The 24724-nt window shown below is 73.2% G+C and carries 19 protein-coding genes; 6 read left to right on the top strand and 13 right to left on the bottom strand.

Features of this window, described 5'->3' with window-relative positions:
* Positions 1-247: 247 nt before the first annotated feature.
* Together ACGFZP_RS28165 and ACGFZP_RS28160 are read right to left on the bottom strand one after the other, a co-directional pair.
* A complete protein-coding gene (locus tag ACGFZP_RS28165; RefSeq protein ID WP_392938411.1) occupies positions 248-1885 on the bottom strand; it encodes an amidohydrolase in 1638 nt (545 codons plus the stop codon).
* Positions 1886-1960: 75 nt separating this feature from the next.
* Entirely contained in the window at positions 1961-3556 is a 1596-nt protein-coding gene (locus ACGFZP_RS28160) for an APC family permease (protein ID WP_392938408.1), read from the bottom strand.
* Between the two features lie 114 nt (positions 3557-3670).
* Between ACGFZP_RS28160 and ACGFZP_RS28155 the strand changes: the two genes are divergently transcribed.
* Positions 3671-4372: a TetR/AcrR family transcriptional regulator gene (locus tag ACGFZP_RS28155; RefSeq protein WP_392938406.1), complete on the top strand. Its 702-nt coding sequence runs from the start codon at positions 3671-3673 to the stop codon at positions 4370-4372.
* Between the two features lie 40 nt (positions 4373-4412).
* Here ACGFZP_RS28155 and ACGFZP_RS28150 read toward each other — a convergent pair whose 3' ends face one another.
* Both ACGFZP_RS28150 and ACGFZP_RS28145 read right to left on the bottom strand, forming a co-directional pair.
* The gene (locus ACGFZP_RS28150) at positions 4413-4889 is read right to left on the bottom strand and encodes an ATP-binding protein (protein WP_392938404.1); all 477 of its coding nucleotides are present in this window, start codon (positions 4887-4889) and stop codon (positions 4413-4415) included.
* Between the two features lie 262 nt (positions 4890-5151).
* Positions 5152-5970, bottom strand: coding sequence for an arylamine N-acetyltransferase (locus ACGFZP_RS28145; RefSeq protein ID WP_392938401.1), 819 nt, complete (start codon positions 5968-5970; stop codon positions 5152-5154).
* Positions 5971-6421: 451 nt separating this feature from the next.
* On the opposite strand from ACGFZP_RS28145, the gene ACGFZP_RS28140 reads away from it, so the two are divergent.
* Complete coding sequence (locus ACGFZP_RS28140; protein ID WP_392938398.1) at positions 6422-7639, top strand: alpha/beta fold hydrolase; 1218 nt, start codon at positions 6422-6424, stop codon at positions 7637-7639.
* 154 nt (positions 7640-7793) lie between these two features.
* Here the strand turns inward: ACGFZP_RS28140 and ACGFZP_RS28135 are convergent, their stop codons facing one another.
* The gene (locus ACGFZP_RS28135; protein WP_392938395.1) at positions 7794-9908 is read right to left on the bottom strand and encodes a choice-of-anchor A family protein; all 2115 of its coding nucleotides are present in this window, start codon (positions 9906-9908) and stop codon (positions 7794-7796) included.
* Positions 9909-10082: 174 nt separating this feature from the next.
* Positions 10083-10898 carry a maleylpyruvate isomerase family mycothiol-dependent enzyme gene (locus ACGFZP_RS28130; protein ID WP_392938393.1) on the bottom strand — a complete coding sequence of 272 codons (816 nt, stop codon included), beginning with the start codon at positions 10896-10898 and terminating at the stop codon, positions 10083-10085.
* A gap of 293 nt (positions 10899-11191) precedes the next feature.
* On the opposite strand from ACGFZP_RS28130, the gene ACGFZP_RS28125 reads away from it, so the two are divergent.
* From ACGFZP_RS28125 to ACGFZP_RS28115, 3 genes are all read left to right on the top strand, one after another.
* Entirely contained in the window at positions 11192-12637 is a 1446-nt protein-coding gene (locus tag ACGFZP_RS28125) for an endonuclease/exonuclease/phosphatase family protein (protein ID WP_392938390.1), read from the top strand.
* Between the two features lie 14 nt (positions 12638-12651).
* The gene (locus ACGFZP_RS28120; protein ID WP_392938388.1) at positions 12652-14628 is read left to right on the top strand and encodes a phosphocholine-specific phospholipase C; all 1977 of its coding nucleotides are present in this window, start codon (positions 12652-12654) and stop codon (positions 14626-14628) included.
* 153 nt (positions 14629-14781) lie between these two features.
* The gene (locus ACGFZP_RS28115) at positions 14782-15255 is read left to right on the top strand and encodes a VOC family protein (RefSeq protein ID WP_392938386.1); all 474 of its coding nucleotides are present in this window, start codon (positions 14782-14784) and stop codon (positions 15253-15255) included.
* 54 nt (positions 15256-15309) lie between these two features.
* Here the strand turns inward: ACGFZP_RS28115 and ACGFZP_RS28110 are convergent, their stop codons facing one another.
* Both ACGFZP_RS28110 and ACGFZP_RS28105 read right to left on the bottom strand, forming a co-directional pair.
* The gene (locus tag ACGFZP_RS28110) at positions 15310-16566 is read right to left on the bottom strand and encodes an aromatic acid exporter family protein (RefSeq protein ID WP_392938384.1); all 1257 of its coding nucleotides are present in this window, start codon (positions 16564-16566) and stop codon (positions 15310-15312) included.
* 119 nt (positions 16567-16685) lie between these two features.
* Positions 16686-17426 (bottom strand): polyprenol monophosphomannose synthase, encoded by a 741-nt coding sequence (locus ACGFZP_RS28105; protein WP_392938382.1) that lies wholly within the window; start codon positions 17424-17426, stop codon positions 16686-16688.
* Positions 17427-17800: 374 nt separating this feature from the next.
* Here ACGFZP_RS28105 and ACGFZP_RS28100 point away from each other — a divergent pair, with 374 nt between their 5' ends.
* A complete protein-coding gene (locus ACGFZP_RS28100) occupies positions 17801-19768 on the top strand; it encodes an amino acid transporter (RefSeq protein WP_392938379.1) in 1968 nt (655 codons plus the stop codon).
* Positions 19769-19822: 54 nt separating this feature from the next.
* Here ACGFZP_RS28100 and ACGFZP_RS28095 read toward each other — a convergent pair whose 3' ends face one another.
* From ACGFZP_RS28095 to ACGFZP_RS28075, 5 genes are all read right to left on the bottom strand, one after another.
* Positions 19823-20092, bottom strand: a complete 270-nt coding sequence (locus ACGFZP_RS28095) for a GlsB/YeaQ/YmgE family stress response membrane protein (protein ID WP_392938376.1) — start codon at positions 20090-20092, stop codon at positions 19823-19825.
* 106 nt (positions 20093-20198) lie between these two features.
* Positions 20199-21395 carry an ABC transporter ATP-binding protein gene (locus ACGFZP_RS28090; protein ID WP_392938375.1) on the bottom strand — a complete coding sequence of 399 codons (1197 nt, stop codon included), beginning with the start codon at positions 21393-21395 and terminating at the stop codon, positions 20199-20201.
* A gap of 109 nt (positions 21396-21504) precedes the next feature.
* Entirely contained in the window at positions 21505-22338 is an 834-nt protein-coding gene (locus ACGFZP_RS28085) for a carbohydrate ABC transporter permease (RefSeq protein ID WP_392938372.1), read from the bottom strand.
* Positions 22335-23231 carry a carbohydrate ABC transporter permease gene (locus ACGFZP_RS28080; RefSeq protein ID WP_392938694.1) on the bottom strand — a complete coding sequence of 299 codons (897 nt, stop codon included), beginning with the start codon at positions 23229-23231 and terminating at the stop codon, positions 22335-22337. The genes ACGFZP_RS28085 and ACGFZP_RS28080 overlap by 4 nt, the downstream gene beginning before the upstream one ends.
* Before the next feature lie 83 nt (positions 23232-23314).
* On the bottom strand, positions 23315-24604 hold the full coding sequence (locus ACGFZP_RS28075; protein ID WP_392938370.1) for an ABC transporter substrate-binding protein: 1290 nt from the start codon (positions 24602-24604) through the stop codon (positions 23315-23317).
* Positions 24605-24724: the final 120 nt, after the last annotated feature.

The raw sequence follows: 24724 nt of genomic DNA, 5'->3' as shown, positions 1-24724 counted from the left end.
CGCCCGGACACCCGGGGGCCGGGAGGACCACCGTTTGGCCGCAGACCCGACCGGGCCGTGGCATCGACCGGATCGCAGACCCGACCGGGCCGTGGCACCGGCCGGATCGTGGGACCGGTAGGGCCCCGCCCCCGGGGTGACCGGAGGCGGGGCCCGTGGTGGCCCGTGGAGGCTCGTGGCCCCGGAAGGCCATGGCGGGCCGGTGACCCGGTCGCCCGCCCCGGCGTCCGGATCACCGCCCCCGGGGTCAGGCGGCGGAGTACACCAGCCGCCCGCCCACGTAGGTCTGCTCGACCCCGGCCGACGCGATCTCCGCGGCCGGCGCGGCGAAGAGGTCGCGGTCGAGCACCACCAGGTCGGCGAGGTTCCCGACCCGCAGGCTGCCCGCGTCGTCGAAGCCGTTCACATGGGCCGAGCCGGCGGTGTAGGCGGCGATGGCGGTGGCCAGGTCCAACCGCTGCTCGGGCAGGAACACCCGGCCGTCGGTCGCCTCGGGCTCCATGCGGTTGACGGCCACGTGGATGCCCGCGAGCGGGTCCGGGCTGCTGACCGGCCAGTCGCTGCCCGCCGCGAGGGTGGCCCCGGCGCGCAGCAGGTCGCCGAATGGATACTGCCAGGCGGCCCGCTCGGGCCCGAGGAAGGGGATGGTGAGCTCGTCCATCTGCGGCTCGTGGGCGGCCCAGAGCGGCTGGATGTTGGCGATCGCGCCGAGCCGGGCGAAGCGCGGCAGATCGCTCGGGTGGACGACCTGGAGGTGGGCCAGGTGGTGCCGGGTGCCGCGGTGGCCGTTGGCGGCGCGGGCGGCCTCGACGGCGTCCAGCGCCTCGCGCACCGCGCGGTCGCCCAGCGCGTGGAAGTGCACCTGGAAGTCCAGCGCGTCCAGCTCGGTGACGAAGCCGCGCAGGGCGTCCGGGTCGACGAAGCTCAGGCCGCTGTTGGCGGTGGCGCAGCCGCAGCCGTCCAGGTAGGGGGTGGTGAGCGCGGCCGTGAAGTTCTCGGCGATCCCGTCCTGCATGATCTTCACCGCGCCGGCCCGGAACCGGCCTGCGTTCAACTCCTCCCTCCGGGCGACGAGTTCGGGGATCTGCTCGGCGCCGCGGGAGCGGTCCCACCAGAGCGCCCCGATGACCCGGGCGGTCAGCGTGCCGGCCCGGGCGGCCGCGAGGTAGGCGTCGGACGGGTCCGGCTGGCCGTTGAACTCGCCGAGCAGGGCGTCCTGCCAGCCGGTGACGCCGAGCGAGTGCAGCAGGTGCTGCGCCCGGAGCAGCCCGGCCAGCCGGTCGGCGGCGCTGGTCGGCGGGACGAGCCGGGAGACCAGCGCTGTGGCGCCCTCCTGCAGCATCCCGCTCGGGGTGCCGTCCGGCTCGCGCTCGATCCGGCCGTCGGCGGGGTCGGGGGTCTCCCGGGTGAGGCCGGCGAGCTCCAGGGCGCGGGTGTTCGCCCAGGCGCCGTGGTGGTCGCGGTTGACCAGGTAGACCGGGCGGTCGGCGACCACCGAGTCGAGCAGCTGCCGGGTCGGCAGCCCGCCGTCGAAGCTCTCCAGTGACCAGCCGCTGCCGGTGATCCAGGGCCGGTCGGGGTGGGCGGCGGCGAACTCGGCGACGCGCTGCAGGTAGTCGCCCACCCCGACCGTCTCGCTGAGGTCGCACTCGGCGAGCTCCGCCCCGCCGTAGACCGCGTGGACGTGCGCGTCCTGGAAGCCGGGGATCAGCAGCCGGCCGGCCAGGTCGACGACCTCGGTGCCGGGGCCGATCAGCTCGCGGACCTCGTCGTGTCCGACGGCGGTGATCCGCTCGCCGGTGACGGCGAGGGTGCCGGCGCGGGTGCGGGCCGGGTCCCCGGTGTGGACGGGACCGTTGGTGAAGACCAGGTCGGCCTTGGGCATGGGTGGTGCTCCTGGGGGTGTCGGTGGCCGGTTTCGCGGCCGGGGTGCGAGCGGTGTGCGGTACGGTCGGCCGGCCTATCCGGCGCCGCCGGGGTCGGTGCCGATGCGGGCCCCGACCGCGGCCCCCGCCCCGACGCCGGAGCCGGCCCCGACGCCGGACCCGGCTCCGAACGCGGTGACGGCCTCGGCGGCCGGGGTCCGGAGGAAGTACGGGGACCGGCGGTACCAGCGGGCCCAGGCGGCGGCGACCAGGCCGGTGCCGATCATCAGGGCCGGTACGGCCAGCTGGAACCAGCCGTTGTCGGCGGAGAGCTCGAAGTGGTCGGCGGAGTCGTAGCACGTCCAGGCGAGGTAGCCGCCGACGGTCAGCAGGACGACGGCGCCGAGCAGCGGGGCGACCACCGCGCGCAGCCCCTCCAGCGGCGCGGTGCGCAGCAGGTGCCGGAAGCGCACGGCGGCGGCGAGGGCGACGAGCGCGTAGTAGAGCGCCACCACGATGCCGATCGCGTTGACGGTGGCGGAGATCAGGTCGTTGACGGTGGGGATGACCAGGGAGAGCACGGCGAGCACGACGGCCGCACCGGTGATCAGCATGGTCCCGATGGCGGGGGTGCCGTGCCGGGGGTGGATCCGGGTCCAGACCGGGCCCAGCGTGCCGTCGCGGCCCATCGCGTACATCCCGCGGGCGGTGGGGATGACGGAGGCCTGCAGCGAGGCCGCGGCCGAGAAGGTGAGCGCGACCAGCGGCAGGGCGGCCAGCGGCTGGTGGGCGATCCGCTCGCCGAAGTAGGTCAGCCCGTGCGCTCCGTTGTCCGCCAGCTCGTCGAGGGGCAGCACCCGTTGGAACGCGGTGCCGGCGAGCAGGAAGAGCAGCAGCATCGAGATCAGGGCGATGAACCCGCCGCGGGAGGCGTCGCGCGGGTTGCGGACCTCCTCGCCGACGCTGAAGACCGACTCGAAGCCCCAGTAGCAGAAGACCGCCAGCACCATGCCCTGGGCCAGCGCCGCGAACGAGGGGATGCCGAACGGGTTGAACCACTCCAGCGAGAACGGCTGCCCGCCGACGAACAGGCCGTAGCCGCAGAAGCCGAGCAGGACGGCGTACTCGAAGACCAGCAGGTACTTCTGCAGCCGGGCCGCGAGGTCGAGGCCGCGGACGGCGACCAGGGCGGCGGCGATCAGGACGCCCAGCCCGAGCAGGGTGGACTGGAGGGTGGAGTCGGCGTCGAGCCGCAGGCCCGCCACGGTGCGCAGGCCGGCCTGGTCGGCCAGCTGGATCAGTGCCGAGCCGGTCACGGTGGTGGTGTAGGCCATGAACACCACGGTGCCGACGGTGTTGACCCAGCCGGTGAGGAAGCCCAGCCAGGGGCTGAGCACCCGGCCGACCCAGGTGTAGCTGCTGCCGGCGTCGGGTTCGACGGCGTTGAGGCGCCCGTAGGCACCTGCGATGCAGAGGACCGGGAGGAAGGCCAGCAGCATGATCGCCGGCAGGTGCAGGCCGACCACGCCGGCCATCAGACCGAGCCCGATGCCGATACTGCTGGTGGCCGCCGTGCTGGAGGCGGCGAGGGCGATGCCGCCGCCGACCCCGAGTGACCTGCGCATCGCGCCGGAGGAGTCGGACACGCCTGTTCTCGGGGTGTCGCCGGGGTCCTTGACCGTCGATGCCAACGGATCACCGCCTTGATCGTGGGGGGATGAGGGGTGTCGGCCGTGGAGGCCGTGGCGGCCATGAAATCGTCGACCCCTTCACACGTCAATGGTGTTGTCATAAGCTCCCGGGTCATGACGGAACGCGTGGTGCCCGAACCGCAGCGGCGGCGCAGGAAACCGACCAAGCAGGGCATGGTGCTGTCCGAGCAGGTCATCGTCGAGACCGCGCTGCGGCTGATGGGCCAGCACGGGGCTGCGGCGCTCACGGTCCGCCGCCTGGGTGCCGCCCTGGGCGCCGATCCGAGCGCCCTCTACCGGTACTTCCGCAACACCGACGACCTGCTGCTGGCCATCGCCGACGAGCTGATCGGCCGCGCCCAGCAGGGCTGGCGCTCCACCGGGGACTGGCGCGCCGACCTGCGCGACATCGGGATGCGCATCCACACCGCCTACCAGGCGCACCCCCAGGCCGCGATGCTCGCCGCCTTCCGGACGACCGGGCGGGACAACGAGGTGCGGGCGGTGGAGAGCATCCTCGGGGTGCTGCGCGGCGCGGGCTTCCCGGACGAGGAGGCGGTGCGGATCTACCACGCCTTCGTCGACCAGTCGCTGGCCTTCGCGGCCCAGGACGCGGCCGCGCTCGCCCTGCCGGCCCCCGCCCTGGCCGCCGACGCCGGGGTCTGGCGGGTCCGCTACGGCCGCCTGGGGGCCGACACCCACCCCAACATCGCCGCCACCGCCGGCCTGCTCATCGCGGACATGCGCGGCAGCGGCTACCCGTTCGCGCTCGAACTGCTCCTGGAGGCCGTCGCCGCCCGGCGGCTGGCCCTCTGATCGATCTCCGGTGATGGTCGGTGCCGCCCGGGCCGGCCGGTCAGCCTGCGGGGGCGGGCCGCCGGGCGTCGACCTCCGCCCAGACCGCCTTGCCCCGGGCGTGCCGGGCCGCGCCCCAGCGGTCCGCGGCCCGCTGCACGATGAACAGGCCGTGGCCGCCGGCCCGGCCCGGCCGGTGCGGCAGCCGGGGCTCGGGCAGGGCGGCTCCGCCGTCGCTCACCTCGATCCGCAGGCGCTCGGCGGAGGCGTCCAGGACGAGCTCCAGCGGGCCGCCGCCGTGCACGACCGCGTTGGCCACCAGCTCGGCGACGAGCAGCACCACGTCGTGGACGACAGCCGGACCGGCGCCGTCCTGCGGCGCCGGCCACGACCAGTCGGCCAGGGCCTGCCGGGTGAACGCGCGGGCCCTGGTCACCGGCGTCGGGAGGCCGGCCAGGGGCAGCCGCCGGCGCCGCCCGGCCGGCCGCGGGCCGACGTCGCAGCAGTGGCCGTCCGCGGCACCCAGGCCCGTCCTCATCTGCGGTTCACCTCTTCACACTGGTCGCGGTGGCATGTTGTCCGATCGGGTGCCCGGGCGGCGCCGGGTTATTCCTGCGGAGGGGCCTCCGTGGCCGCGGCGGTGGCTGCGGCCCCCGCCTGCGGTCGTGCCCGGGGCGGGCTCGGTCACTCCTGTTCCATGCCCTCGCGCAGCCGCGTCAGGAGCGGCTCGGCAGCCGGGAGACGTGCATCCGGGTGACGCCCAGCCGGGCGCCGATGGTCGGGGCGCGCTGCGCCGGGCGTCAGCGCGGCGCCGACGGCAGCCGGTCCAACCCGATGCCGAACACCGACCGGTAGGCCTCCAGCGCCCCGGCCTCGTCCAGTTCGCGCTCCTCCCGCCCGCCGTCGGCGGCCGTCCGGATCAGCCTGGTCCCGCTGAGCGTGACCCGCCCGCCGTCGGCGGTCGGCAGCGAGCAGGTCGTCGACCGGGTGAAGTGCGAATCCGGCGAGGTGGTCTGCCACCAGCAGGTCGGTACGAAGTCGGCCAGCGCGTAGGGCCGCAGTCCGAGCCGGTACTCCGGTCGGCCGTCCATGGCCACGTCGAGCTCGTCGCCGTACGGGGTGAGGGTGAACACGTCGGCGCCGTCGGACTGCTCCCCGTACGTGTGCAGGCGCAGCGGCCGCAGGCTGAACCGTCCGAAGCCGACGTCGACCAGCCACGGCTCGTCCAGGTCGACCCGCAGCGCCAGGTGGTCGAACGGCGGACCGGCCTTCGCCCCGTCGAACACCCGGGCGGCGAGCAGCGACACCCGGAAGCCCAGCGCCCGCAGCAACTCGGCGAAGGATCCGTTGAGTTCGTAGCAGAAGCCGCCGCGCCGACGGGTGACGACCTTCTCGAAGAGCGCCGCCGGCTCCAGCACCACGGGCTCGCCCAGGTGGATGCTCAGGTTCTCGAACGGCACCGATTCCAGGTGCGCGCGCTGCAGGTCCACGAGGGCCGCGAGGTCGGCCCGCCCGGGCCGTGCGGCGCCGATCCTGGCCAGATAGGCGTCGACCTGACGGCTTGTCAGACCTTCGGCGGGCGTCGGGGTCGACGGAGATGAGTGATCCACACCGCCCATTCCACCACCGCCGGGGGCCGTCCGCCCATCGGCCGATCGACCGAGAGCGGGTCGGGCGGTAGTCGGAGGTCTCCGGCGCGAGGATGCCGGGCCGCCCGGGCGCCGCCCGCACACCGTCCGGTGTGGGGCGGGCACTTGGAGGGAATCCTTGGCATGCACGCCTGGACACTCACGTCGACCGCGACCGGTACCGAAGTGACCACCGAGGAGTCCCGGGCGGGCCTGCCGGTCGAGGACGACCCGGAGGAGCACACGGGCCGTCCTCGAAGGCTCGGCCCGGGCCTGGCTGGACGCCCTCGGACACGCCGCCGGGCGCACTGGCCGCTGCGTCGCGTCCGGGACCACCACCCGACGATTTCCGCGAGTTCGACGACCCCGGTCGCGCCCGCCCGCGCCCGGACCCCTCCCGCCGGCCTGCCCGCGTGATCGATCCCGCACCGAGGAGACCCCCATGAAGCCCCTGTTCTTCGCGGACGACCCGCAGTTCTGGTTCGAGACCCTGCGGGCCCTGGGCCACGCCGCGTACGGCGGTGCCGAGCCCGGCGAGGTGCTCGCCACCGCCGAGCGCATCACCGCGGGCGACTACGACAGCTGGTACGACGAGTGGTCCGCCACCGCCGCCCACACCGCCCGGGCCGCCGCGACCGCCCTGGCCGCCGGCCACCCGGTCACCGCGCGGGACGCCTACCTGCGCGCCAACAACTACTTCCGCGTCGCCGAGTTCTTCCTGCACGGCGACCCCCGCGACCCGCGCATCGCCACGGCGTACGAGCAGGCGGTGGGCGCCTTCCAGACGGCGGCGGAGCTGTTCGAACCGCGCGTCCAGCAGGTCGCGATCCCCTTCGAGGGCCACCTCCTGCACGGCTACTACTACCGCGCACCCGGCGACGCGCCGGCCCCGGCGGTCATCATGCACAACGGCTTCGACGGCTCGGTCGAGGAGATGCACTTCTTCGGCGCCGCCGCCGCCCTCGAACGCGGCTACCACGTCCTCACCTTCGACGGTCCTGGCCAGCCGTGGGCGCGCTTCCGGGACGGCCTGCCGTTCCGCCCGGACTGGGAGAACGTCGTCACGCCGGTACTCGACTGGCTGATCGCCGGACACCCCGAGGTCGACCCCGGGCGGGTCGCCCTGCTCGGCCTCAGCATGGGCGGCCTGCTGGCGCCCCGGGCGGCCGCCTTCGAGCACCGGCTGGCCGCCGTCATCGCGGTGGACGGGGTCTACGACCTGGGCGAGGTCAGCCGGGCACTGCTGCCCTCACTGACGCCCGAGCAGGCCGAGGCGAGGCTGCGCGCGGAGGAGGCGCCGGAGGTGGACGCCGCCATCGAGGCCCTGATGAAGGTCAACCCGACCGTCCGCTGGGCCGTCACCCACGGCTCCTACGTGATGGGCGTGCAGACGCCCCGCCAGTTCGTGGCCGCGTACCTCGACTACTCGCTGGCCGACGGCATCGCCGAACGCATCACCGCCCCGACCCTGGTCTGCGACGCCGAGGAGGACCTCTTCTTCGCCGGGCAGGCCCTGCGGCTCTACGAGCACCTCACCTGTCCCCGGACGCTGCTGCGCTTCACCGTAGCCGAGGGCTCCGGCGCCCACTGCCACGCCGGAGCACAGCGGCTCGCCTTCGGCCGGGTCTTCGACTGGCTGGACGCCGTCGTCCGGCCCTGACCCCGGCCGCCGCGGCCGCCGCGGCCGGCGGTGGCCGGGGCCGGGCGTGCCGACAGCGGAGCTCCCGTGGTGAGGACGTCCAGGAGGGACGGACCTCGTCCACGGCAGCTCCGCTGTTCACCGGACGGTGCTACCGGGCCGTGTCAGGCGGTGCCTAGCAGTCGTCGCGGTCCCGCTTGTTGGTCAGGGTCACGGTGACGCAGTCATCGGCGTCCAGCGTGTACGGGCCGGTCACCGCGTCGTGAGGGAGCTGGTAGCCGGGGGGTGCGACGGTCTCCCGCAGGTAGTACTCGCCGCTCTGCAGGTGGGTGAAGGCGCACCCGCCGTCCGCCCTGGTGGTGCAGTCCGCACCCGTGTGGGTGTCGGGGTTCGGGCCGGAGGTCTGCAGGCCGGGGACACCGTTGGTCTCCCGCCAGAGCTGGAACTTCGCTCCGCCCAGCGGCTTGTCGGTCCAGGCGTCCTTCTTGGTCAGGTGGATCGAACCGCCGGCCGGCGGCTTCGGCGACGGGCAGTCCCGGGCCGTGACCTGGATTCCGGTGGTGGCGTTCTGGGGAGTGAGGGCGAGGGGGCCGAAGACGGGGTTGGTGGGGAGGTCGTAGCCGGTGGGTGGGGTGGTTTCGCGCCAGTAGTAGGTGCCGGTTTCGACGGTGCGTCGGCAGATGCCGTCGGCGGGGGTGGTGCAGGTGGTGCCGATCCGGGTGTCGGGGTTGATGCCGGTGGTCTGGAGGCCGGGGGTGTTGTTGGTCTCCTGCCAGAGTTCGAAGACGGCGCCGGGTAGGGGTGTGCCGGTGTTGGCGTCGGTCTTGAGGACGCGGACTTCACCGGTGACGGGGGGTTGGACGTGGGGTTGGTCGGGTGCGGTGATCTGGATTCCGGTGGTGGCGTTCTCGGGGGTGAGGGCGAGGGGGCCGAAGACGGGGTTGGTGGGGAGGTCGTAGCCGGTGGGTGGGGTGGTTTCGCGCCAGTAGTAGGTGCCGGTTTCGACGGTGCGTCGGCAGATGCCGTCGGCGGGGGTGGTGCAGGTGGTGCCGATCCGGGTGTCGGGGTTGATGCCGGTGGTCTGGAGGCCGGGGGTGTTGTTGGTCTCCTGCCAGAGTTCGAAGACGGCGCCGGCGAGCGCTGCGCCGGTGTTGGCGTCCGTCTTCAGCACCCGGACCTCACCCGTCACCGGGGTGGTGCCACAGGTGGGGAGGTTGCCGTTGAAGGGCCACGAGTGGAACTCCTGGCCGCCGCCCCCGACGGGGAGGCTGGTGTGGGTGAGCGAGCCGGTGGTGAAGAAGCGTCCGTTGACACCCGCGAGGGTGACCGTGGTCAGCGAGGCCTGCTCGCCGATCAGGAAGCTGCCCTGGAACTGGCCGGTGCCGGCCAGGGTGACGGCGGTGGAGTCGGGGAAGTTCCACAGCAGGTGGTCGCGGTAGCCGTTCAGCGGGTCGTCGGTGTCGTTGATGCCGCCGCTGAAGGTGTTCAGGGTCCGGGCGGCGCCGAGCACGTTGACCAGGATCGTGGCGCCCGAGGGGATGTTCGCGAAGACGATGCCCTGCTGGCCGCCGGTGGGCCCGGTGAGGTCGAAGTCGACGTTGAACACCTGGAGGGCCGAGGCACCGTCGCCGGTGAACAGGGTCTGCCCGCCCTGGTTCACCGCCGTACCGGTCGGCGTGCGAGGCATGCCGTTGACGCGGGCGTAGCAGTCCGAGGCGGCGGTGAGCTGGTCGCGCAGGCCGCTGTAGGGCTGGACGGCGTTGGGGTCGGTGACCAGGGTGCCGGTCACGGTGCCGGTGACCGCGCCGGCGTGCCGGACCACACCGCCCTCGGCGACCAGGCTCTGGCCGGGGGCGATGGTGATGCCGCCACCGGTGGTGAGGAAGTCGGCCCCGTCCGGCGGGGGCACCCGGGAGCCGACGCCGGCGATGCCGATGTTGTAGATGGAGCTGACCCCGGCCTCCTTGGCCTGGGTGAAGCCGTCGAGGACGACCACCCGTCCCTCGGCCTCGGCGGCCCGGCCGGTGACCAGGAACTGGTTGCCGACGAAGATGTTGATGCCGTTGTCCCGGCCGGCGAACGGGCCGTTGTTGATCGAGCTCGGGAAGGGGTCCGGGCAGCTGCCCGGGACGCACGGCCCGAGGCCGCCGGGCAGCGGTGCGGCTATCGCCTGGACGGCGCCCGGCCCGAGGGCGAGGACCGGGACGAGCGCCGAGATCACGGTGCAGGGGAGGGCCAGTGCTCCGGCGCGTCGGCGGACGCGGGTGAGCAGCCGGTTGAAGGAAGCCATAGTCGAAGCGTCCGGCAGCCTGTGCGAATCGGGTCACCGCTGGACAGCCTGCCTACGCTGATGCGGTGACCGGGCGTACCCGCTCAGACCAACCGTCACCTGGGCGGCGGACAAAGGCGGACAGCGGCGGCCGCCACCGGCCGCCGCTCCCCGGACGACCCGGCCGGCCCGGCCCTACGGCGCCTTGAACAGCAGCGGGAACCCCAGCGCGAGCCAGGGCCGACGGCCCCAGGCGAGGACCTTGCCGCGGGCCAGCGCGGCGAGCGGGTTGCACCGGCCGAGGGCGAGCAGCAGGAACGCCACCGGCTCGGTGAGGATCGTGCAGTCGGGCCGGGCGGCCGGCCCGGGGGAGACCTCGACGGCGCCGTCGCGGAAGGTCACCGTGAAGCGGGAGCCGCCGCGCAGCCGGAGGTCGTAGCAGGCGGTGTGGCCGGCGGAGGTGCGGGCGTCGAGCACCCGGGGCATGACGGCCATCAGGAACGGCAGGGTCAGCTCCACCCGGTGGCGGTCGACCATGTGCGGCCGCCGCAGCGCGACGGCCAGGTCGTACCCGTGGCCGAGGATGTGGGTGAGCAGGTACGAGGCGAACGTGTCGAGGTCCATCGGCCCGAGCGGGGTGAGCACCGGCTCCGACGCCGCGCGGTCGGCGCAGGCCTCGGTGAAGGCGCGGGCGTGCCGGACGATCGCCTCGGCGAGGACCGCCGCGTTCCGTTCGGGGAAGGCGGCCAGGGCCACTTCGTTGGCCGCGGCCAGGCTGCCCGGCGTGCCGTCCCCGTAGGTCTGCTGCCCGCCCGCGGCCAGGTCGGCCATCAGCTCGTTGACCAGGGCGAGATGGGCGGCGGCCTCGCCCACGGTCCACTGGGCGCCGGGGATCGGCGCGCCGGTGTCGGGGAGGTCGCGGAGCAGCGCCGCGGTGTCCTCGGCCGCGCCGACGACGGCGTCGAGGAGCGCGGTGTGCACGGAGTCCAAGGGGACCAGGGGAGGGGTCATGGAGGTGAATCGTGGACCAGTCCAGCCCGGCTGTCCAGGGTGCGGACGGCGCCCGGACGGCGCCCGGGCGCCAGGTCGCTCCGGTGCGGCGGGTCGCCGAGTTCCCGAACCGCCCGATGTCCCGTCATGCGTCGTTCATGTCCCGGTTGCTGGCTTTCGGATGAATTGGGGCGCCCCCAGTTGTACAGCCAACTGTGGGAAGCCAACCCCTCAACCTCCGTGACCAGCCGCGGACGGAGCCCGGCCCCCGACCCCCCGCGGACCGGCTCCCGAGCGCGGCGGACAGGACAACCGTGGCCGCAGGCAGCGCCCTGACGCTCTCCTCACCCGCCAACCCCGCCGAAGGCGACCGCCTCACCTTCCACTGGAGCACCGACGCGCCCGACGCCAAGAACTGGGTGGGCGTCTACGACGGCGCCCGCCAGCCCGGCACCGGCTCCTCGCTGGTCTGGAAGTACACGCCGGGCGGCTCCGGTGACATCCAGCTCGACACCTCCGCACTCACCGGCGGCCCGTACACGGCGTACCTGCTGGCCAAGGACGGCTACGGCATCCTCGCGCAGACCGAGCCGTTCTCCTTCCGCCCCAAGCCGGCCGTGGTGCGCCCGCACAGCGCCGTCGACGCGCTCACCGCCACCCCCGTCGCGCCCGGCGCCGCCGTCTCCGTGAAGCTCGGCGGACTCTGGTGCCGCCCGGCCGGGAACCCGGCGGGCACCGCGGCCTTCCGCAAGATCAGTGGCCCGGCCTGGGCCGCCGTCAGCGCGGACGGCCAGGTGACCGGCACGGCGCCCGCCACCGCGCCGAAGAACCCCGAGACCCTCGTCGTCGGCGTCAAGGACGGCGCGGGCGCCACCGACACGGTGACCGTGCAGATCCCGGTCGTCGACCCGGCCGCCCCGGTGCGGCTGAAGGCCGCCGCCTGGAACCTCGCCAACGCGGGCGCCGCCTTCACCGACGCCCGGGAGAAGCAGCTGCGGGTGGTGCTCGCCCAGGGCCTGGACGTCCTCGCCCTCCAGGAGACGGCTGGCGCCGCCGCCCAGGAGCTCGCCGACGCGCTCGGCTGGTACGCCTACCAGAGCGCGGGCAGCGTGGGCATCCTCAGCCGCTACCCGCTGAGCGCCGTCACCCCCGTCACGGCCGCGCTGCCGGCCGCCGGGGCCACCGTCCAGCTGCCCGGCGGCCGGACCGTCCGCTTCTGGGCCGCCCACCTGGACGAGGCGAACTACGGGCCGTACGCCGTCCAGGACGGCCTGAGCGCCGCCCAGGTCGAGGCCGCCGAGCGGGCCTCCGCGCGGTTCCGGCAGGCCGAGGCGCTGGCTGCCGCGATCAGGGCGGACTCCGCCGGGCGCACCCCGGTGGTCCTGGCCGGCGCGCTCTCCTCGCCGTCCCACCTGGACTGGACGGCGGCCACCGCCGCCGCGCACGGCGGGGTCGGCCCGCTCGCCTGGCCGGTCACCACCGCCCTGCAGGCCGCCGGGCTGACCGACAGCTTCCGCGAGGAGAACCGCAACCCGGTGAAGGCCCCCGGCGCCACCTGGTCGCCGGTCCGCAAGCAGCGCGGCGCCAAGCCCGAGCCGCAGGACCGCATCGACTACGTCCAGTACACCGGCCCGCTGAAGCTGGTCGAGGCGCACACGCTCGTCGCCGACTGGCCGGCCACCGGAGCCGACCCGGACGCCGTCGCCGCCAACCAGTGGCCGTCCGACTGCGCCGCCGCCGTCGCCACCTTCCAGCTCTGAGAGGTCCGTTCCCCATGTCCGAGCTCTCCCGCCGCACCTTCGTCGGCGCCACCGCGGCCGTCGGCGCCGCCGCCCTGACCGGCCTCCCGGCCACACCGGCCACCGCCGCACCCGCCGCCGACCGGCTCACCGGCACCATCAAGGACGTCAGGCACGTGGTCGTCCTGATGCAGGAGAACCGCAGCTTCGACCACTACTTCGGCACGCTGAACGGCGTCCGCGGGTTCGGCGACCGGCAGGCGCTCCAGTTCCCGGACGGCACCGACGTGTTCCGCCAGCCGGACGGCCGCCGCAGCGACGGCGGCGCGATGCTGCCGTACCGGATGGACACCTCGAAGTACAACGCGCAGAACGCCGGCGGCCTGCCGCACGACTGGGCGACCGGCCACCAGGCGATCAACAACGGCGCGATGAACAAGTGGATCGCCGCCAAGGGCGAGCGCACCATGGGCTACTTCACCCGTGAGGACATCCCCTACCAGTACGCGCTGGCCGACGCCTTCACCCTCTGCGACGCCTACTTCACCTCCCTCGCGGGTCCGACCGACCCCAACCGCCTCTACCTCTGGACGGGCACCGCGGGCCCGGGCCGGGACGGCACCACCGGCCCGTGGATCGACAACACCCCCGTCACCGACAACCCGGTCGCGGACTGGACCACCTACGCCGAGCGCCTGGAGCAGGCCGGCGTCTCCTGGCGGGTGTACCACAACCCCAGCAAGGACGACCGCACCGGCGACTACGACGACAACGCGCTCTCCTACTTCAAGCAGTTCCACAACTTCCCCGCCACCGACCCGCGTTACATCAACGCGATGACCAAGTTCGACCCGGCCGCCTTCGACGCCCACTGCAAGGACGGCACGCTGCCGACCATCTCCTGGCTGGTCGCGCCCTACCTGTTCTCCGAGCACCCGGAGGCGGGCCCGGCCTACGGCGCGCACTGGGTCAACACCGCGCTGCAGTCACTGATGTCCAACCCGGCCGTCTGGCAGCACACCGTCTTCCTGGTGATGTACGACGAGAACGACGGCTACTTCGACCACATGGTCCCGCCCACCCCCGAGCCGGGCACCCCCGAGGAGTTCACCCAGGGACGCGCCATCGGCCTCGGCAACCGGGTACCGCTCTGGGTCGCCTCACCCTGGTCGCGCGGCGGGTACGTCAACTCCCAGGTCTTCGACCACACGTCGGTCCTGCGCTTCATGGAGCTGGTCACCGGCGTCGCCGAGCCCAACATCTCGGCCTGGCGCCGCTCGGTCTGCGGCGACCTCACCAGCTGCTTCGACTTCGCCGCGCCGGACCACACGATTCCCGGGCTGCCCGACACCAACGCCCTGATGGCCAGGGCGGACGCGGGTACCAAGCTGCCCGGCGTCCAACTCCCCGCCGTCGGCGCCCAGTCCATGCCCCTCCAGGAGCGCGGCGATCGCCCGCACCGCCATCTTCCGTACCAGCCCTGGGCCGACGTGGAGGTGGACCGCAGGACCGGCAAGGTCACCTGCACCATGACCAACGACGGCACGGTGGCCTTCCCCTACACCGTCTATCCGAACATCCTGCTGCCGTTCGCCGGCACGCCCTACACCGTGGCGCCGGGCGCCACCGCGAGCCACGTCTGGGACGCCGCCCGCACCAACGGCCGCTACGACTTCACCGTCCACGGCCCCGACGGCTTCGTCCGCCGCTTCGCCGGCACCGTCATCCGCGACGGCCAGGACGGCCAGAACGACATCGGCGTGCCGATCGTGACCGCCGATCTGAGCAACTCCTCCCGGTTGACCCTCCAGCTGGTCAACGACGGCCTCACCGACCTCGGCTTCACCGCCGCGCCCAACGACTTCGCCGGCACCGCCCAGACGGTGTGGGTCAAGCCCGGCAAGCAGGTCAACCTGGCGTGGCCGCTGGACCGGCAGGGCCGCTACGACGTCGTCGTGACGGCCGGCACCGGTCTGCGCTTCACCCAGCGCTACGCCGGCTGGGTGCACTGACGCGGTGCACTGACGCGGTGCCCTTGACGCGGTGCCCTGACGCGGTGTCCTGACGCGGTGTCCTGACCGCAGGCCGCGGCCGGGGCGCCGAACCGGTGACCCCCGGCCGTGGCGCCACCGCCCGGCCGGGGGCCCGCCGCTACCGTCGGCTCCATGCAGAACATCACCCCATGCCTGTGGTACGACGACCAGGCCGAGGAAGCCGCCCGCTTCTACACCTCGCTCCTCCCCAACTCCCGGATCACCGGGATCACCCACTACGGCGACGCGGGCCCCGGCACCCCCGGAAAGGTCCTGACCGTCGCCTTCGAGCTCGACGGCCGGCCGTTCGTCGCCCTCAACGGCGGCCCGCTGTTCCCGTTCACCGAGGCGGTCTCGCTCCAGATCGAGTGCGACGACCAGGCGGAGGTCGACCGGCTCTGGAGCGGGCTGATGGAGGGCGGCGGCGAGGAGAGCCAGTGCGGCTGGCTCAAGGACCGCTGGGGCTTCAACTGGCAGGTCACCCCGCGCGTGCTGCTCGACCTGGTCGCGGACCCGGACCGGGCCAAGGCCGACCGGGTCTTCGCCGCCATGATGCAGATGCGCAAGATCGACATCCAGCAGCTGCTCGACGCCGCCCGGGGCTGACCGCCTCCGGCCTGCCCACCCGTCCGGTCCGAGGGACCCGACGGGTCCGGCCGTTCAGCCTCGCCGGCGGCGCAGCCAGGAGGGCCGCAGCCGGTCGGCCCGCAGGCGCTCGCCCCGGGCCAGCCGGCGCAGCCGGGCGAGCCGGGTGAACCGCTCCCGGCTCGCCACCGAGGCCCGGTCCAGCTCCTCCATCAGCCGCCGGCCGCGGTGTTCGAGGTCGAGCTCGTCGAGGATCCGGTCCACCTCGGCCAGCAGCGCGCCGTGCAGCTGCCAGGCCTCCGGATGCTCCTGCACCCGCCGCAGCAGCAACTGGGCGACGTTCTCCCGGCTGGCCCAGGCCGCCGCCAGCTCGGCGGTCAGCCGCTGTTCGGCCTCCTCGGCGTTGCGGCTCACCTGTGTGGTGACCAGGACCGCGAAGCTCACCAGCGCACCGCCGATGTGGCCCAGCAGCTCCTCCAGCGCCACCGCCACGTCCGGCGGGAACAGCCGTTCGCCCGGGGCGCGCCGCTTGGCCAGGTCGGTCAGTGAGCGGGCCAGCACCCGGATCACCACCACGCAGATCTCCAGCGTGTCCAGCCCGGTCCGCAGCACCAGCCGGGAGAGCAGCCCCTCGCTGATCCGGGGGTTGAACCGCAGGCTGTCCTCGGCCTGCCGCAGCGCCCCGTCCACGTCCGCGATGGCCTGGTCCAGCCGGCGGGCCTCGTGCAGCCGCTCGGCGGCGCGCTCCACCGGGGTGGGCCGGCCCAGCTCCTCGGCGATGCCCAGCAGCAGGTGGCGGGCCCGCCGGGCCAGGTCCTCGATCGACTCGCCCGCCGTGTCCACCCAGACCGGCGGGGCGAACAGCAGGTTGAACAGCAGGCCGACGACGGCGCCGATCAGCGTCTCCAGCACCCGGTCCCAGGCCTGCGAGGCCACCTGGGTGACGCCCAGGATGAGCATGGCGCTGATCGCCACCTCCTGGACGAACTCGTCCACCCGGACGAACTGGCCGATCGTCAGCGAAGCCAGGATGATCAGCCCCAGGCTCCACCAGGACAGTCCCATCACGGAGCTGAACCCGATCGCGATCAGCACGCCCACCACCACCGAGTTGACCCGGCGGATGCTGGTGGTGAGCGTCGAGTAGAGCGTGACCTGGACGACCAGCAGTGCGGTGAGCGGCGCGGTCAGCGGGGCCGGCTCACTGCTGAGCTGCAGTGCCACCGCGTAGGAGAGGGTCGCGGCCACCGTGGCCCGGATCGTCTGGACGACGGCGGGCTCCCTGGCGCCGCGGCGCACCGTGGCCGAGAGGGACTCCGGGAGAAGGGACATGCCGCCCTTCTTTCCCCGCCGCCGCCCTTCACACCGCCGAACCGCCGGACCGGCACCCGAATGCCCCCGCCCGGGACCGCCGGGCCGACCCCCGGCCGGCCCGGACGGGCGGGCGGCCGCTACGGCTTGCGGCGGCCGTCGCGCAGCAGCTTCCAGGGCGCGAGGGCCGACTCGACCTGCACCCCGAGGCTCATCTTGGACGCGCCCTTGATCCGCTCCTCGAAGCGGATCGGCACCTCGCGGATGGTGTGGCCCCGCTTGACGGCGCGGTAGTTCATCTCGACCTGGAACGAGTACCCGTTGCTGTTCACCGAGGGCAGGTCGATCGCCCGCAGGGTGTCGGCCCGCCAGGCCTTGAAACCGGCGGTGGCGTCCTTGACCCCGAGGCTGAGGATCGTGTTGACGTAGAAGTTCGCCCAGGCCGACAGCGCCTTGCGGTGCCAGGGCCACTCCGCGGCGGTCGAGCCGCCCGGGACGTAGCGGGAGCCGAGCACGACGGCGGTGTCGCCCTCCAGGAGGGTCTCGATCATCACCGGGACGACCGAGGCCGGGTGCGACAGGTCGGCGTCCATCTGGATCACCACGTCGGCGCCCTCCTCCAGGGCCCGGGTCATGCCCGCGATGTAGGCCCGGCCGAGGCCGTCCTTCTCGGTGCGGTGCAGCACGCCGACCGTGCCCGGGGACTCCACCGCGAGCTTGTCCGCGACCTCGCCGGTGCCGTCGGGGGAGTTGTCGTCGACGACCAGCAGATGCAGGTTCGGCAGCTTCAGATCCGCGAGCAGAGCCGCGAGAGTCGGCAGGTTCTCCCGTTCGTTGTACGTGGGTACGACGACAACGACCTTGGGGGAGGCCTCGACCATGTTCAATCCCTCGCGCGATTTCCAGCCGGGCCCGCGACAGCGGCGCCCGTGTCCTGTAGGACAGTTGTCCACTTCGGTCGTGGAAGTCTAGCGGCGGTCGGCACACGCCCGTTCAGCGGCTCCGCCCTGACCGGGCGCGGGCCCCCGCTGGGCCGTCCGGGGTAGCGGACGGGTGACGCGCACCCGGTACCTGCGGTGCTCGCGCGCCACCGGCACCCCGCTCGCATAGCCTGCGCTCGGACGGCCGTCCCCCACCTCCCGCGGCCCGGTCGCCGGCCCGGCAGTCGGCCCGGCACCGAGGCGGGGGCCGCGGAGCGGACGGCCGGCAGACCGGCAGACCGCCGGACCCGGCAGACCAGAGGACAGGGGAGTACGTGGGCTCGTCAGCTTCGGCCGCACCAGGGCCCGCGCCGTCGGCCCGTCAGCGCCTGCGGGCCTGGCTGCTGGAGGGCCTGGTCGACCTGGCCAAGCAGCACCCCGGCCCGCACGCGCAGGCCCCCGCGCACAAGGGCCAGCGCTGGTGGCGGGTGATGTGCCTGACCGGCCTGGACTACTTCTCGACACTCGGCTACCAGCCCGGCATCGCCGCCCTGGCGGCCGGCCTGCTGTCCCCGGTGGCCACCATCGTGCTGGTGGTGGTCACCCTGCTGGGCGCGCTGCCGGTGTACCGGCGGGTGGCACAGGAGAGCCCGCACGGCCAGGGCTCGATCGCCATGCTGGAGCGGCTGCTGTCGTTCTGGAAGGGCAAGCTGTTCGTCCTGACCCTGCTCGGCTTCGCCGCCACCGACTTCATGATCACCATCACCCTGTCGGCCGCCGACGCCACCGCCCACCTGGTGGAGAACCCGCACCTGCACAGCGCCCTGACCGGCCGGCAGGTGCTGATCACGCTGGTGCTGGTCGCCCTGCTCGGCGGGGTGTTCCTGAAGGGCTTCAGCGAGGCGATCGGCCTGGCCGTCGTCCTGGTGGCGGTCTACCTCAGCCTGAACGTGGTCGTGGTCGTGGACGGCCTCTGGCACGTCCTGCGCGACCCGGACCTGGTCACCGACTGGACGAGCGCGCTGACCGCCGAACACGGCAACGTGGTGGCGATGATCGGCGTGGCCCTGGTGGTCTTCCCGAAGCTGGCGCTCGGCCTGTCCGGCTTCGAGACCGGCGTCGCGGTGATGCCGCACATCGAGGGCGACCCGGGCGACACCGAGGAGCGCCCCACCGGACGGATCCGCGGCGCCCGCCTGCTGCTCACCACCGCCGCGCTGATCATGAGCGTCTTCCTGATCACCACCAGCTTCATCACCACCCTGCTCATCCCCAAGGCCGCCTTCGAGCCCGGCGGCCCGGCCAACGGACGCGCCCTCGCCTACCTGGCCCACGAGTACCTCGGCAACACCTTCGGCAGCATCTACGACCTCTCCACCATCCTGATCCTCTGGTTCGCCGGCGCCTCCGCGATGGCCGGGCTGCTCAACCTGATGCCCCGCTACCTGCCGCGCTACGGCATGGCACCGGACTGGGCCCGCGCGGTGCGCCCGACCGTGCTGGTCCTCACCGGCATCGCCTTCCTGGTCACCTGGATCTTCGACGCGAGCGTGGACGCCCAGGGCGGCGCGTACGCGACCGGCGTCCTGGTGCTGATCAGCTCGGCCGCCATCGCCGTCACCATCGCCGCCCGCAAGGCGGGGCAGCACCGCTGGACCGCGGCCTTCGCCGTCATCGCGGCGGTCTTCCTCTACACCACGGCCGTGAACATCGCCGAGCGGCCGGACGGCGTCAAGATCGGCGCCTGCTTCATCGCCGCCATCATGCTGCTCTCACTGCTCTCCCGGCTCAAGCGGGTGTTCGAGCTGCGCGTCACCGACGTGTTCCTGGACGTGGTCGCCGAGCGCTTCGTCCGCGACTACGTCCACCGCCCGATCCGGCTGATCGCCAACGAGCCCAACAGCCGCGACCTCGCCGAGTACCGCGACAAGGCCCGGCAGATCCGGGAGGACAACGACATCCCCGCCGAGGACGACCTGGTCTTCGTCGAGGTGACCGTCCTCGACCCGTCCGACTTCGAGGCCGAACTGCGGGTCCGCGGCGAGGTGCTGCACGACCGCTACCGGGTGCTCTCGCTGGAGAGCTCCAGCGTGCCGAACGCTTTGGCCGCGCTGCTGCTGGAGGTGCGGGACATCACCGGGCAGCAGCCGCACATCTACTTCGAGTGGACCGAGGGCAACCCGCTCGCCCAGTTCCTGCGGTTCTTCCTGTTCGGCCACGGCGAGGTCGCCCCCGTCACCCGGGAGGTGCTGCGGGAGGCCGAACCCGACCGCACGCTGCGCCCCCGGGTCCACGTCGGCTGAGCGCCGCGGGGCGGGCGGCGCCGAGGCACCGCCCGCCGCGCCGCCCGGTCCGGTCTACCGGCTGGTGTGGGACCTGCTCCAGGCGGGGGCCACGAAGGCCACCAGGGCGACGGCGAAGCCGAGCTGCAGCGCGTGGCGGATCCAGTCGATCCCGCTGGTGTGGGCGACGCCGATCCAGCCGGCGACCGCGTTGCCGAGCCAGGCGCCGGCGGCACCGAGCAGCATGGTCAGCCACCACGGGATCGACTGCGGTCCGCGCAGGATCAGTTTGGCGAGCAGACCCAGTACGAAGCCGATGAGCAGAATCCACAGGAGCTGGAACATCGCGGTCGACCTTTCCGTGGGCGGGGCGCCGGCCGCACAGGGCGCGGCCTCCCCATGATCGCCCCAATCGGCCGAACGGGCATGTCGGGAGCGCGCCGGGTGCGGCTCAGCTGCCCGGGTGGGTCAGGTTGGCGCCGGAGGCCGGGTCGAAGACGTGCAGCCGGTCGGTGTCGAGCCACAGCTCCAGCGGCGAGCCCTCGGCGGCCCGGGTGGCGGTGCCGATCCTGGCCACCACCTGCCGCCCGCGCGCGCCGGTGTCCGCCGCCCCGCTGTCCACCGCGAGCTCCGCCAGGCCGCCGGCGGCCGGTACCGCCTCGCCCTCCACCGTGAAGTGCACGAAGACGTCGGAGCCCACCGACTCCACCACCTCGATGCCCACCGTCGCCGTCCGGCCGCGCTGCGGCCGACCGGCCTCCGGGGGCGGGAGCAGCGCCGCGTCCTCGAAGTCCTCCGGCCGGATGCCGACCACCAGCCGGCGCGGCGCGTCGGCCCGGGCGAGCCGCCGGCGGGCCCGGTCGTCCAAGGGCAGGTCGCCGAGGGCGGTGCGCAGCACGTCCTGCTCCAGCGAGGCGTCCAGGAAGTTCATGCCCGGCGAGCCGATGAACCCGGCGACGAACAGGTTGACCGGCTCGTCGTACAACTGCTGTGGCGAGCCGACCTGTTGGACGACGCCGCCGCGCATCACCACCACCCGGTCGCCGAGCGTCATGGCCTCGACCTGGTCGTGGGTGACGTAGACGGTGGTGGTGCCGAGCCGGCGCTGAAGGCGGGAGATCTGGGTGCGCATCTGCACCCGGAGCTTGGCGTCCAGGTTGGACAGCGGCTCGTCCATCAGGAAGGCCTTGGGGTCGCGGACGATCGCGCGGCCCATCGCGACGCGCTGGCGCTGGCCGCCGGAGAGGTTGGCGGGCTTGCGGTCCAGGTGCTCGGTGAGGTCCAGGATCCGGGCCGCCTCCTCGACCTTGGCCCGGATGACGGACTTCTCGGTCCTGGCCAGCCGCAGCGCGAAGCCCATGTTCTCCCGGACGCTCATGTGCGGGTAGAGCGCGTAGCTCTGGAACACCATGGCGATGTCCCGGTCCTTGGGCGCGCGGTCGTTGACCACCTGGCCGCCGATCCGCAGGGTGCCCGCGGTGATGTCCTCCAGGCCCGCGATCATGTTGAGGGTGGTGGACTTGCCGCAGCCCGAGGGGCCGACCAGGATCACGAACTCGCCGTCCGCGACGGTCAGGTCGATGTCGTGGACGGCGACCGAGCCGTCCGGGTAGCGCTTGGTGATGCCGTCGAGGACGATCTCGGCCACGCTCTGCCTTCCGCTCTGCCCGCCGGGGGCGGGCTCCGTCGGTGGACCCGCGGTGCGGGTGCCGGGTCTGTCCAACCCTTGTGGGTCCGTCCAACCCTTGTGGGTCCGTCTAGCCCTTGACCGCGCCGGCGGTCAGGCCGGCCACGATGCGCCGCTGGAACAGCAGCACGAACACCACGATCGGCACCGTGATCACCACGGCGGCCGCGGCGATCGAGCCGGTCGGCTGCTGGAACTGCGAACTGCCGGTGAAGAAGGCGATCGCCGCCGGGACGGTCCGTGCCGCGCTGGTGGAGGTCAGCGAGATGGCGAACAGGAAGTCGTTCCAGCAGAAGATGAAGACCAGGATCCCGGTGGTGAACACACCCGGCGCCGCCAGCGGCGCGATCACCAGCCGGAACGCCTGGGCGGGGGTGGCGCCGTCCACCTTGGCGGCCTTCTCCAAGTCCCACGGGATCTCCCGGAAGAAGGCCGACAAGGTGTAGATCGCCAGCGGCAGCGAGAAGGTCATGTACGGGATGATCAGACCGGGCCAGGTGTCGAAGAGGCCGAGCACCCGCTCGATGTTGAACAGCGGTGAGACCAGCGAGATCGGCGGGAACATCGCGATCAGCAGGGACATCCCGATCAGCAGCCGTTTGCCGGGGAAGCGCAGCCGGGCCACCGCGTAGGCGGCCATCGTGCCGAGCACCACGGCGATGGTGGTGGCGATCACCGCGATGCCGATCGAGTTGACCAGGGCGCGGGTGAACTCGGAGGTCCGGAAGATGCCGCGGTAGTTCTCCAGCGTCCACACGCGGGGGACGAAGTTGCCGTCGGAGAGCGTGCTCGGGTCCTTGAAGGAGAGCGCGGCGATCCACCAGACCGGGAACAGCGCGTACAGCACCACCAGCAGGTTGACCACGGCCCAGCCGCTCGCGGCGCGGGTCTGTCGGGCGGTCATCGGCGCTCCGTTTCGCCACCGGGCGCCGAGGCGCCGAACACCGTGATGAAGACCAGCGCGATGGCCGCCACACAGAGGAAGATCAGCACCGAGATCGCCGAGCCGATGCCCAGGTTGAGGGCCGTGAACAGGTTGTCGTAGCCGAGGATCGACACCGAGCCGGTGTTGTTGGAACCGCCGGTCAGCACATAGATGTTGTCGAAGATCCGGAACGCGTCCAGGGTCCGGAACAGCAGGGCCACCAGGATCGCCGGCTTCATCAGCGGCAGGACCACCAGGCGCAGCCGCTGGCCGAAGGTCGCGCCGTCCACCATCGCGGCCCGGACGGTCTCGCCGGGCACCAGCGCCAGCCCGGCCAGCAGCAGGAGGGCCATGAACGGGGTGGTCTTCCACACCTCGGCGAGGATGATCAGCCCGATGGCCTGCCAGTGGTCGGTCAGCGGCGCGCTGCCCTCCGGCAGCAGGGCCGCGAGGTAGCCGGTGCCCGGGGTCCAGGCGTACTGCCAGGAGTAGGCGGCGACGACGGTGACGATGCCGTACGGGACGAGGACGGCGGTGCGCACCAGGCCCCGGCCGAACACCGCCCGGTGCATCACCAGGGCCAGCGCCAGGCCGAGCACCAGCTCGATCGCGACCGAGACGGCCGTGATCACCACCGTCACCCAGAGCGCCTGCCACCAGTACGGCGAGGACAGCACGGCGGCGTAGTTGGCGAACCAGACGAACCTGGCCTGCTGGGGGAAGCGCAGGTCGTAGCGCTGGAGGGAGAGGTAGACGGCGTAGCCGACCGGGTAGGCCGTCACCGTCGCCATCACCAGCACCGCCGGGGCGCAGAGCAGCCAGCCGAGCCGGCGCTCCTGGCGGGAGCCCGCGGAGAGCGCCTTCGGCGCCATCCGGACGGGGGCGGACGGACCGGCGGTGGGTGGGCTGCCCTTGGGTGGGCTGCTGTCGGACGGCCCGGTGCCGGACGGACTGGTCACGGGATCAACCCCTTCGAGCCGAGTGCGTCCCTGAGCTGGCCGCCGAGCGAGGAGACGGTGCTCTCCGGCCGGACGGCCGAGGGCGGGGAGAGCGCGTGCGAGACGGCGATCGAGACGTTCTGGTAGGCGGGGGTCTGCGGGCGCACGGAGGCGGTGTCCAGGGCCGCCAGCACATCGGCGGCGAAGGGGTAGCTCGCCGTCAGCTCGGCGGCTGTGTACAGGCTGCGCAGCGAGGGCGGCAGGCCGCCCTTGAGGGCGTTGACCAGCTGGTTGTCGCGGTTGCGCAGGCAGAGCGCGGCCTCCTGGGCGAGCTCGGGGTGGCGGCTGTAGGCGCCGACGGCGAGGTCGATCCCGCCGATCGTGACGGTCGCCGGGCGGTCGGCGGTCACGGCCGGGTAGGGCGCCCAGCGGAAGTGCGGGAGGAGGTCCGGCCGGTTGGCCTTCATGGACGGGTAGACGAACGGGTAGTTGAGCTCGAAGGCGGCCGTCCCGGACTCCATCGCCAGGCGGTTCTGGTCCTCCATCTGGTTGGCGAGCGAGGGGTCGGCGGCGGGGGAGTGCGCCAGGTCCCTGATCACGCCGGCCGCGGCGACCGCGGGCGGGCCGAGCGAGGGGGCGGTGGCGTCCGGGGTGAGCACCGACCCGCCGGCACTGGTCACCAGGGTGTTGAACCAGACCGTCAGCCCCTCGTACTGGGCGCCCTGCACCTCGACGTAGTGCGGCCTGCCGGCCTGGGCCAGGGCGTCCGCCTGGGCCAGCATCTCGGCCCAGGTGCGGGGCGGCACGGGCACCAGGTCGTCGCGGTACCAGAGGAGTTGGGTGTTGGAGTTGTACGGGGCGGCGTACAGCCGGTCCTTCCAGGTGGCCGTCCGGACGGCGGCCGCCAGGGTGTCGGTGGTGGCCTGCTCGCGCATCGCGCCGGTCCACTCGCGGATCCAGCCGGCCTCGGCGAACTCGGGGGCCCAGGTGACGTCCAGGCCCATGATGTCCACGCCCGCGTCGTGCGCGGCCAGCCGGCGCACGAGCTGCTGGCGCTGGCCGTCGGCGGTGCGCGGCAGCCTGTCGTAGCGGATCGTGTAGCGGCCGCCGGAGGCCCGGCCGCAGGCGTCGGCGGCCTGCTGGAGGGCGCCGGAGTCGTCGGGGAAGTTGTACCAGTCGAGGGTGGCGGGGCCGGTCGACGCCCCGCCGCTGCCGCAGGCGGTGAGCGCCAGTGCCAGCACCAGTGCGAGCGCGGCGGTCCGGACGGTCCGGCGGGGACTTCTGCGGCTGCTGCGTCTCCTCGGCATCTCACTCCTGAACTCGCCGTCCGCACGGCCGGATTCGGGGCCCTGAGGCTGGACACGCTAGGGGGTCGTCCGGGTGCGGAGTGTGACCAAGGGTGCGACACGCTGGGCCGCACCCGGGGA

The organism is Kitasatospora sp. NPDC048239 (genome assembly GCF_043202015.1).
In the GTDB taxonomy this organism is placed as follows: domain Bacteria; phylum Actinomycetota; class Actinomycetes; order Streptomycetales; family Streptomycetaceae; genus Kitasatospora.
The sequence above is the reverse complement of the archived record's forward strand: the minus strand, read 5'-3'. Positions and strand labels throughout refer to the sequence as shown.

Excerpts from the sequence above, each read along its gene's own strand:
- ACGFZP_RS28165 (WP_392938411.1), bottom strand. The coding sequence starts at position 1,885 with ATGCCCAAGGCCGACCTGGTCTTCACCAACGGTCCCGTCCACACCGGG.
- ACGFZP_RS28155 (WP_392938406.1), top strand. The coding sequence starts at position 3,671 with ATGACGGAACGCGTGGTGCCCGAACCGCAGCGGCGGCGCAGGAAACCG.
- ACGFZP_RS28150 (WP_392938404.1), bottom strand. The coding sequence starts at position 4,889 with ATGAGGACGGGCCTGGGTGCCGCGGACGGCCACTGCTGCGACGTCGGC.
- ACGFZP_RS28145 (WP_392938401.1), bottom strand. The coding sequence starts at position 5,970 with ATGGGCGGTGTGGATCACTCATCTCCGTCGACCCCGACGCCCGCCGAA.
- ACGFZP_RS28140 (WP_392938398.1), top strand. The coding sequence starts at position 6,422 with ATGAAGCCCCTGTTCTTCGCGGACGACCCGCAGTTCTGGTTCGAGACC.
- ACGFZP_RS28135 (WP_392938395.1), bottom strand. The coding sequence starts at position 9,908 with ATGGCTTCCTTCAACCGGCTGCTCACCCGCGTCCGCCGACGCGCCGGA.
- ACGFZP_RS28130 (WP_392938393.1), bottom strand. The coding sequence starts at position 10,898 with ATGACCCCTCCCCTGGTCCCCTTGGACTCCGTGCACACCGCGCTCCTC.
- ACGFZP_RS28120 (WP_392938388.1), top strand. The coding sequence starts at position 12,652 with ATGTCCGAGCTCTCCCGCCGCACCTTCGTCGGCGCCACCGCGGCCGTC.
- ACGFZP_RS28115 (WP_392938386.1), top strand. The coding sequence starts at position 14,782 with ATGCAGAACATCACCCCATGCCTGTGGTACGACGACCAGGCCGAGGAA.
- ACGFZP_RS28110 (WP_392938384.1), bottom strand. The coding sequence starts at position 16,566 with ATGTCCCTTCTCCCGGAGTCCCTCTCGGCCACGGTGCGCCGCGGCGCC.
- ACGFZP_RS28105 (WP_392938382.1), bottom strand. The coding sequence starts at position 17,426 with ATGGTCGAGGCCTCCCCCAAGGTCGTTGTCGTCGTACCCACGTACAAC.
- ACGFZP_RS28095 (WP_392938376.1), bottom strand. The coding sequence starts at position 20,092 with ATGTTCCAGCTCCTGTGGATTCTGCTCATCGGCTTCGTACTGGGTCTG.
- ACGFZP_RS28085 (WP_392938372.1), bottom strand. The coding sequence starts at position 22,338 with ATGACCGCCCGACAGACCCGCGCCGCGAGCGGCTGGGCCGTGGTCAAC.
- ACGFZP_RS28080 (WP_392938694.1), bottom strand. The coding sequence starts at position 23,231 with ATGGCGCCGAAGGCGCTCTCCGCGGGCTCCCGCCAGGAGCGCCGGCTC.
- ACGFZP_RS28075 (WP_392938370.1), bottom strand. The coding sequence starts at position 24,604 with ATGCCGAGGAGACGCAGCAGCCGCAGAAGTCCCCGCCGGACCGTCCGG.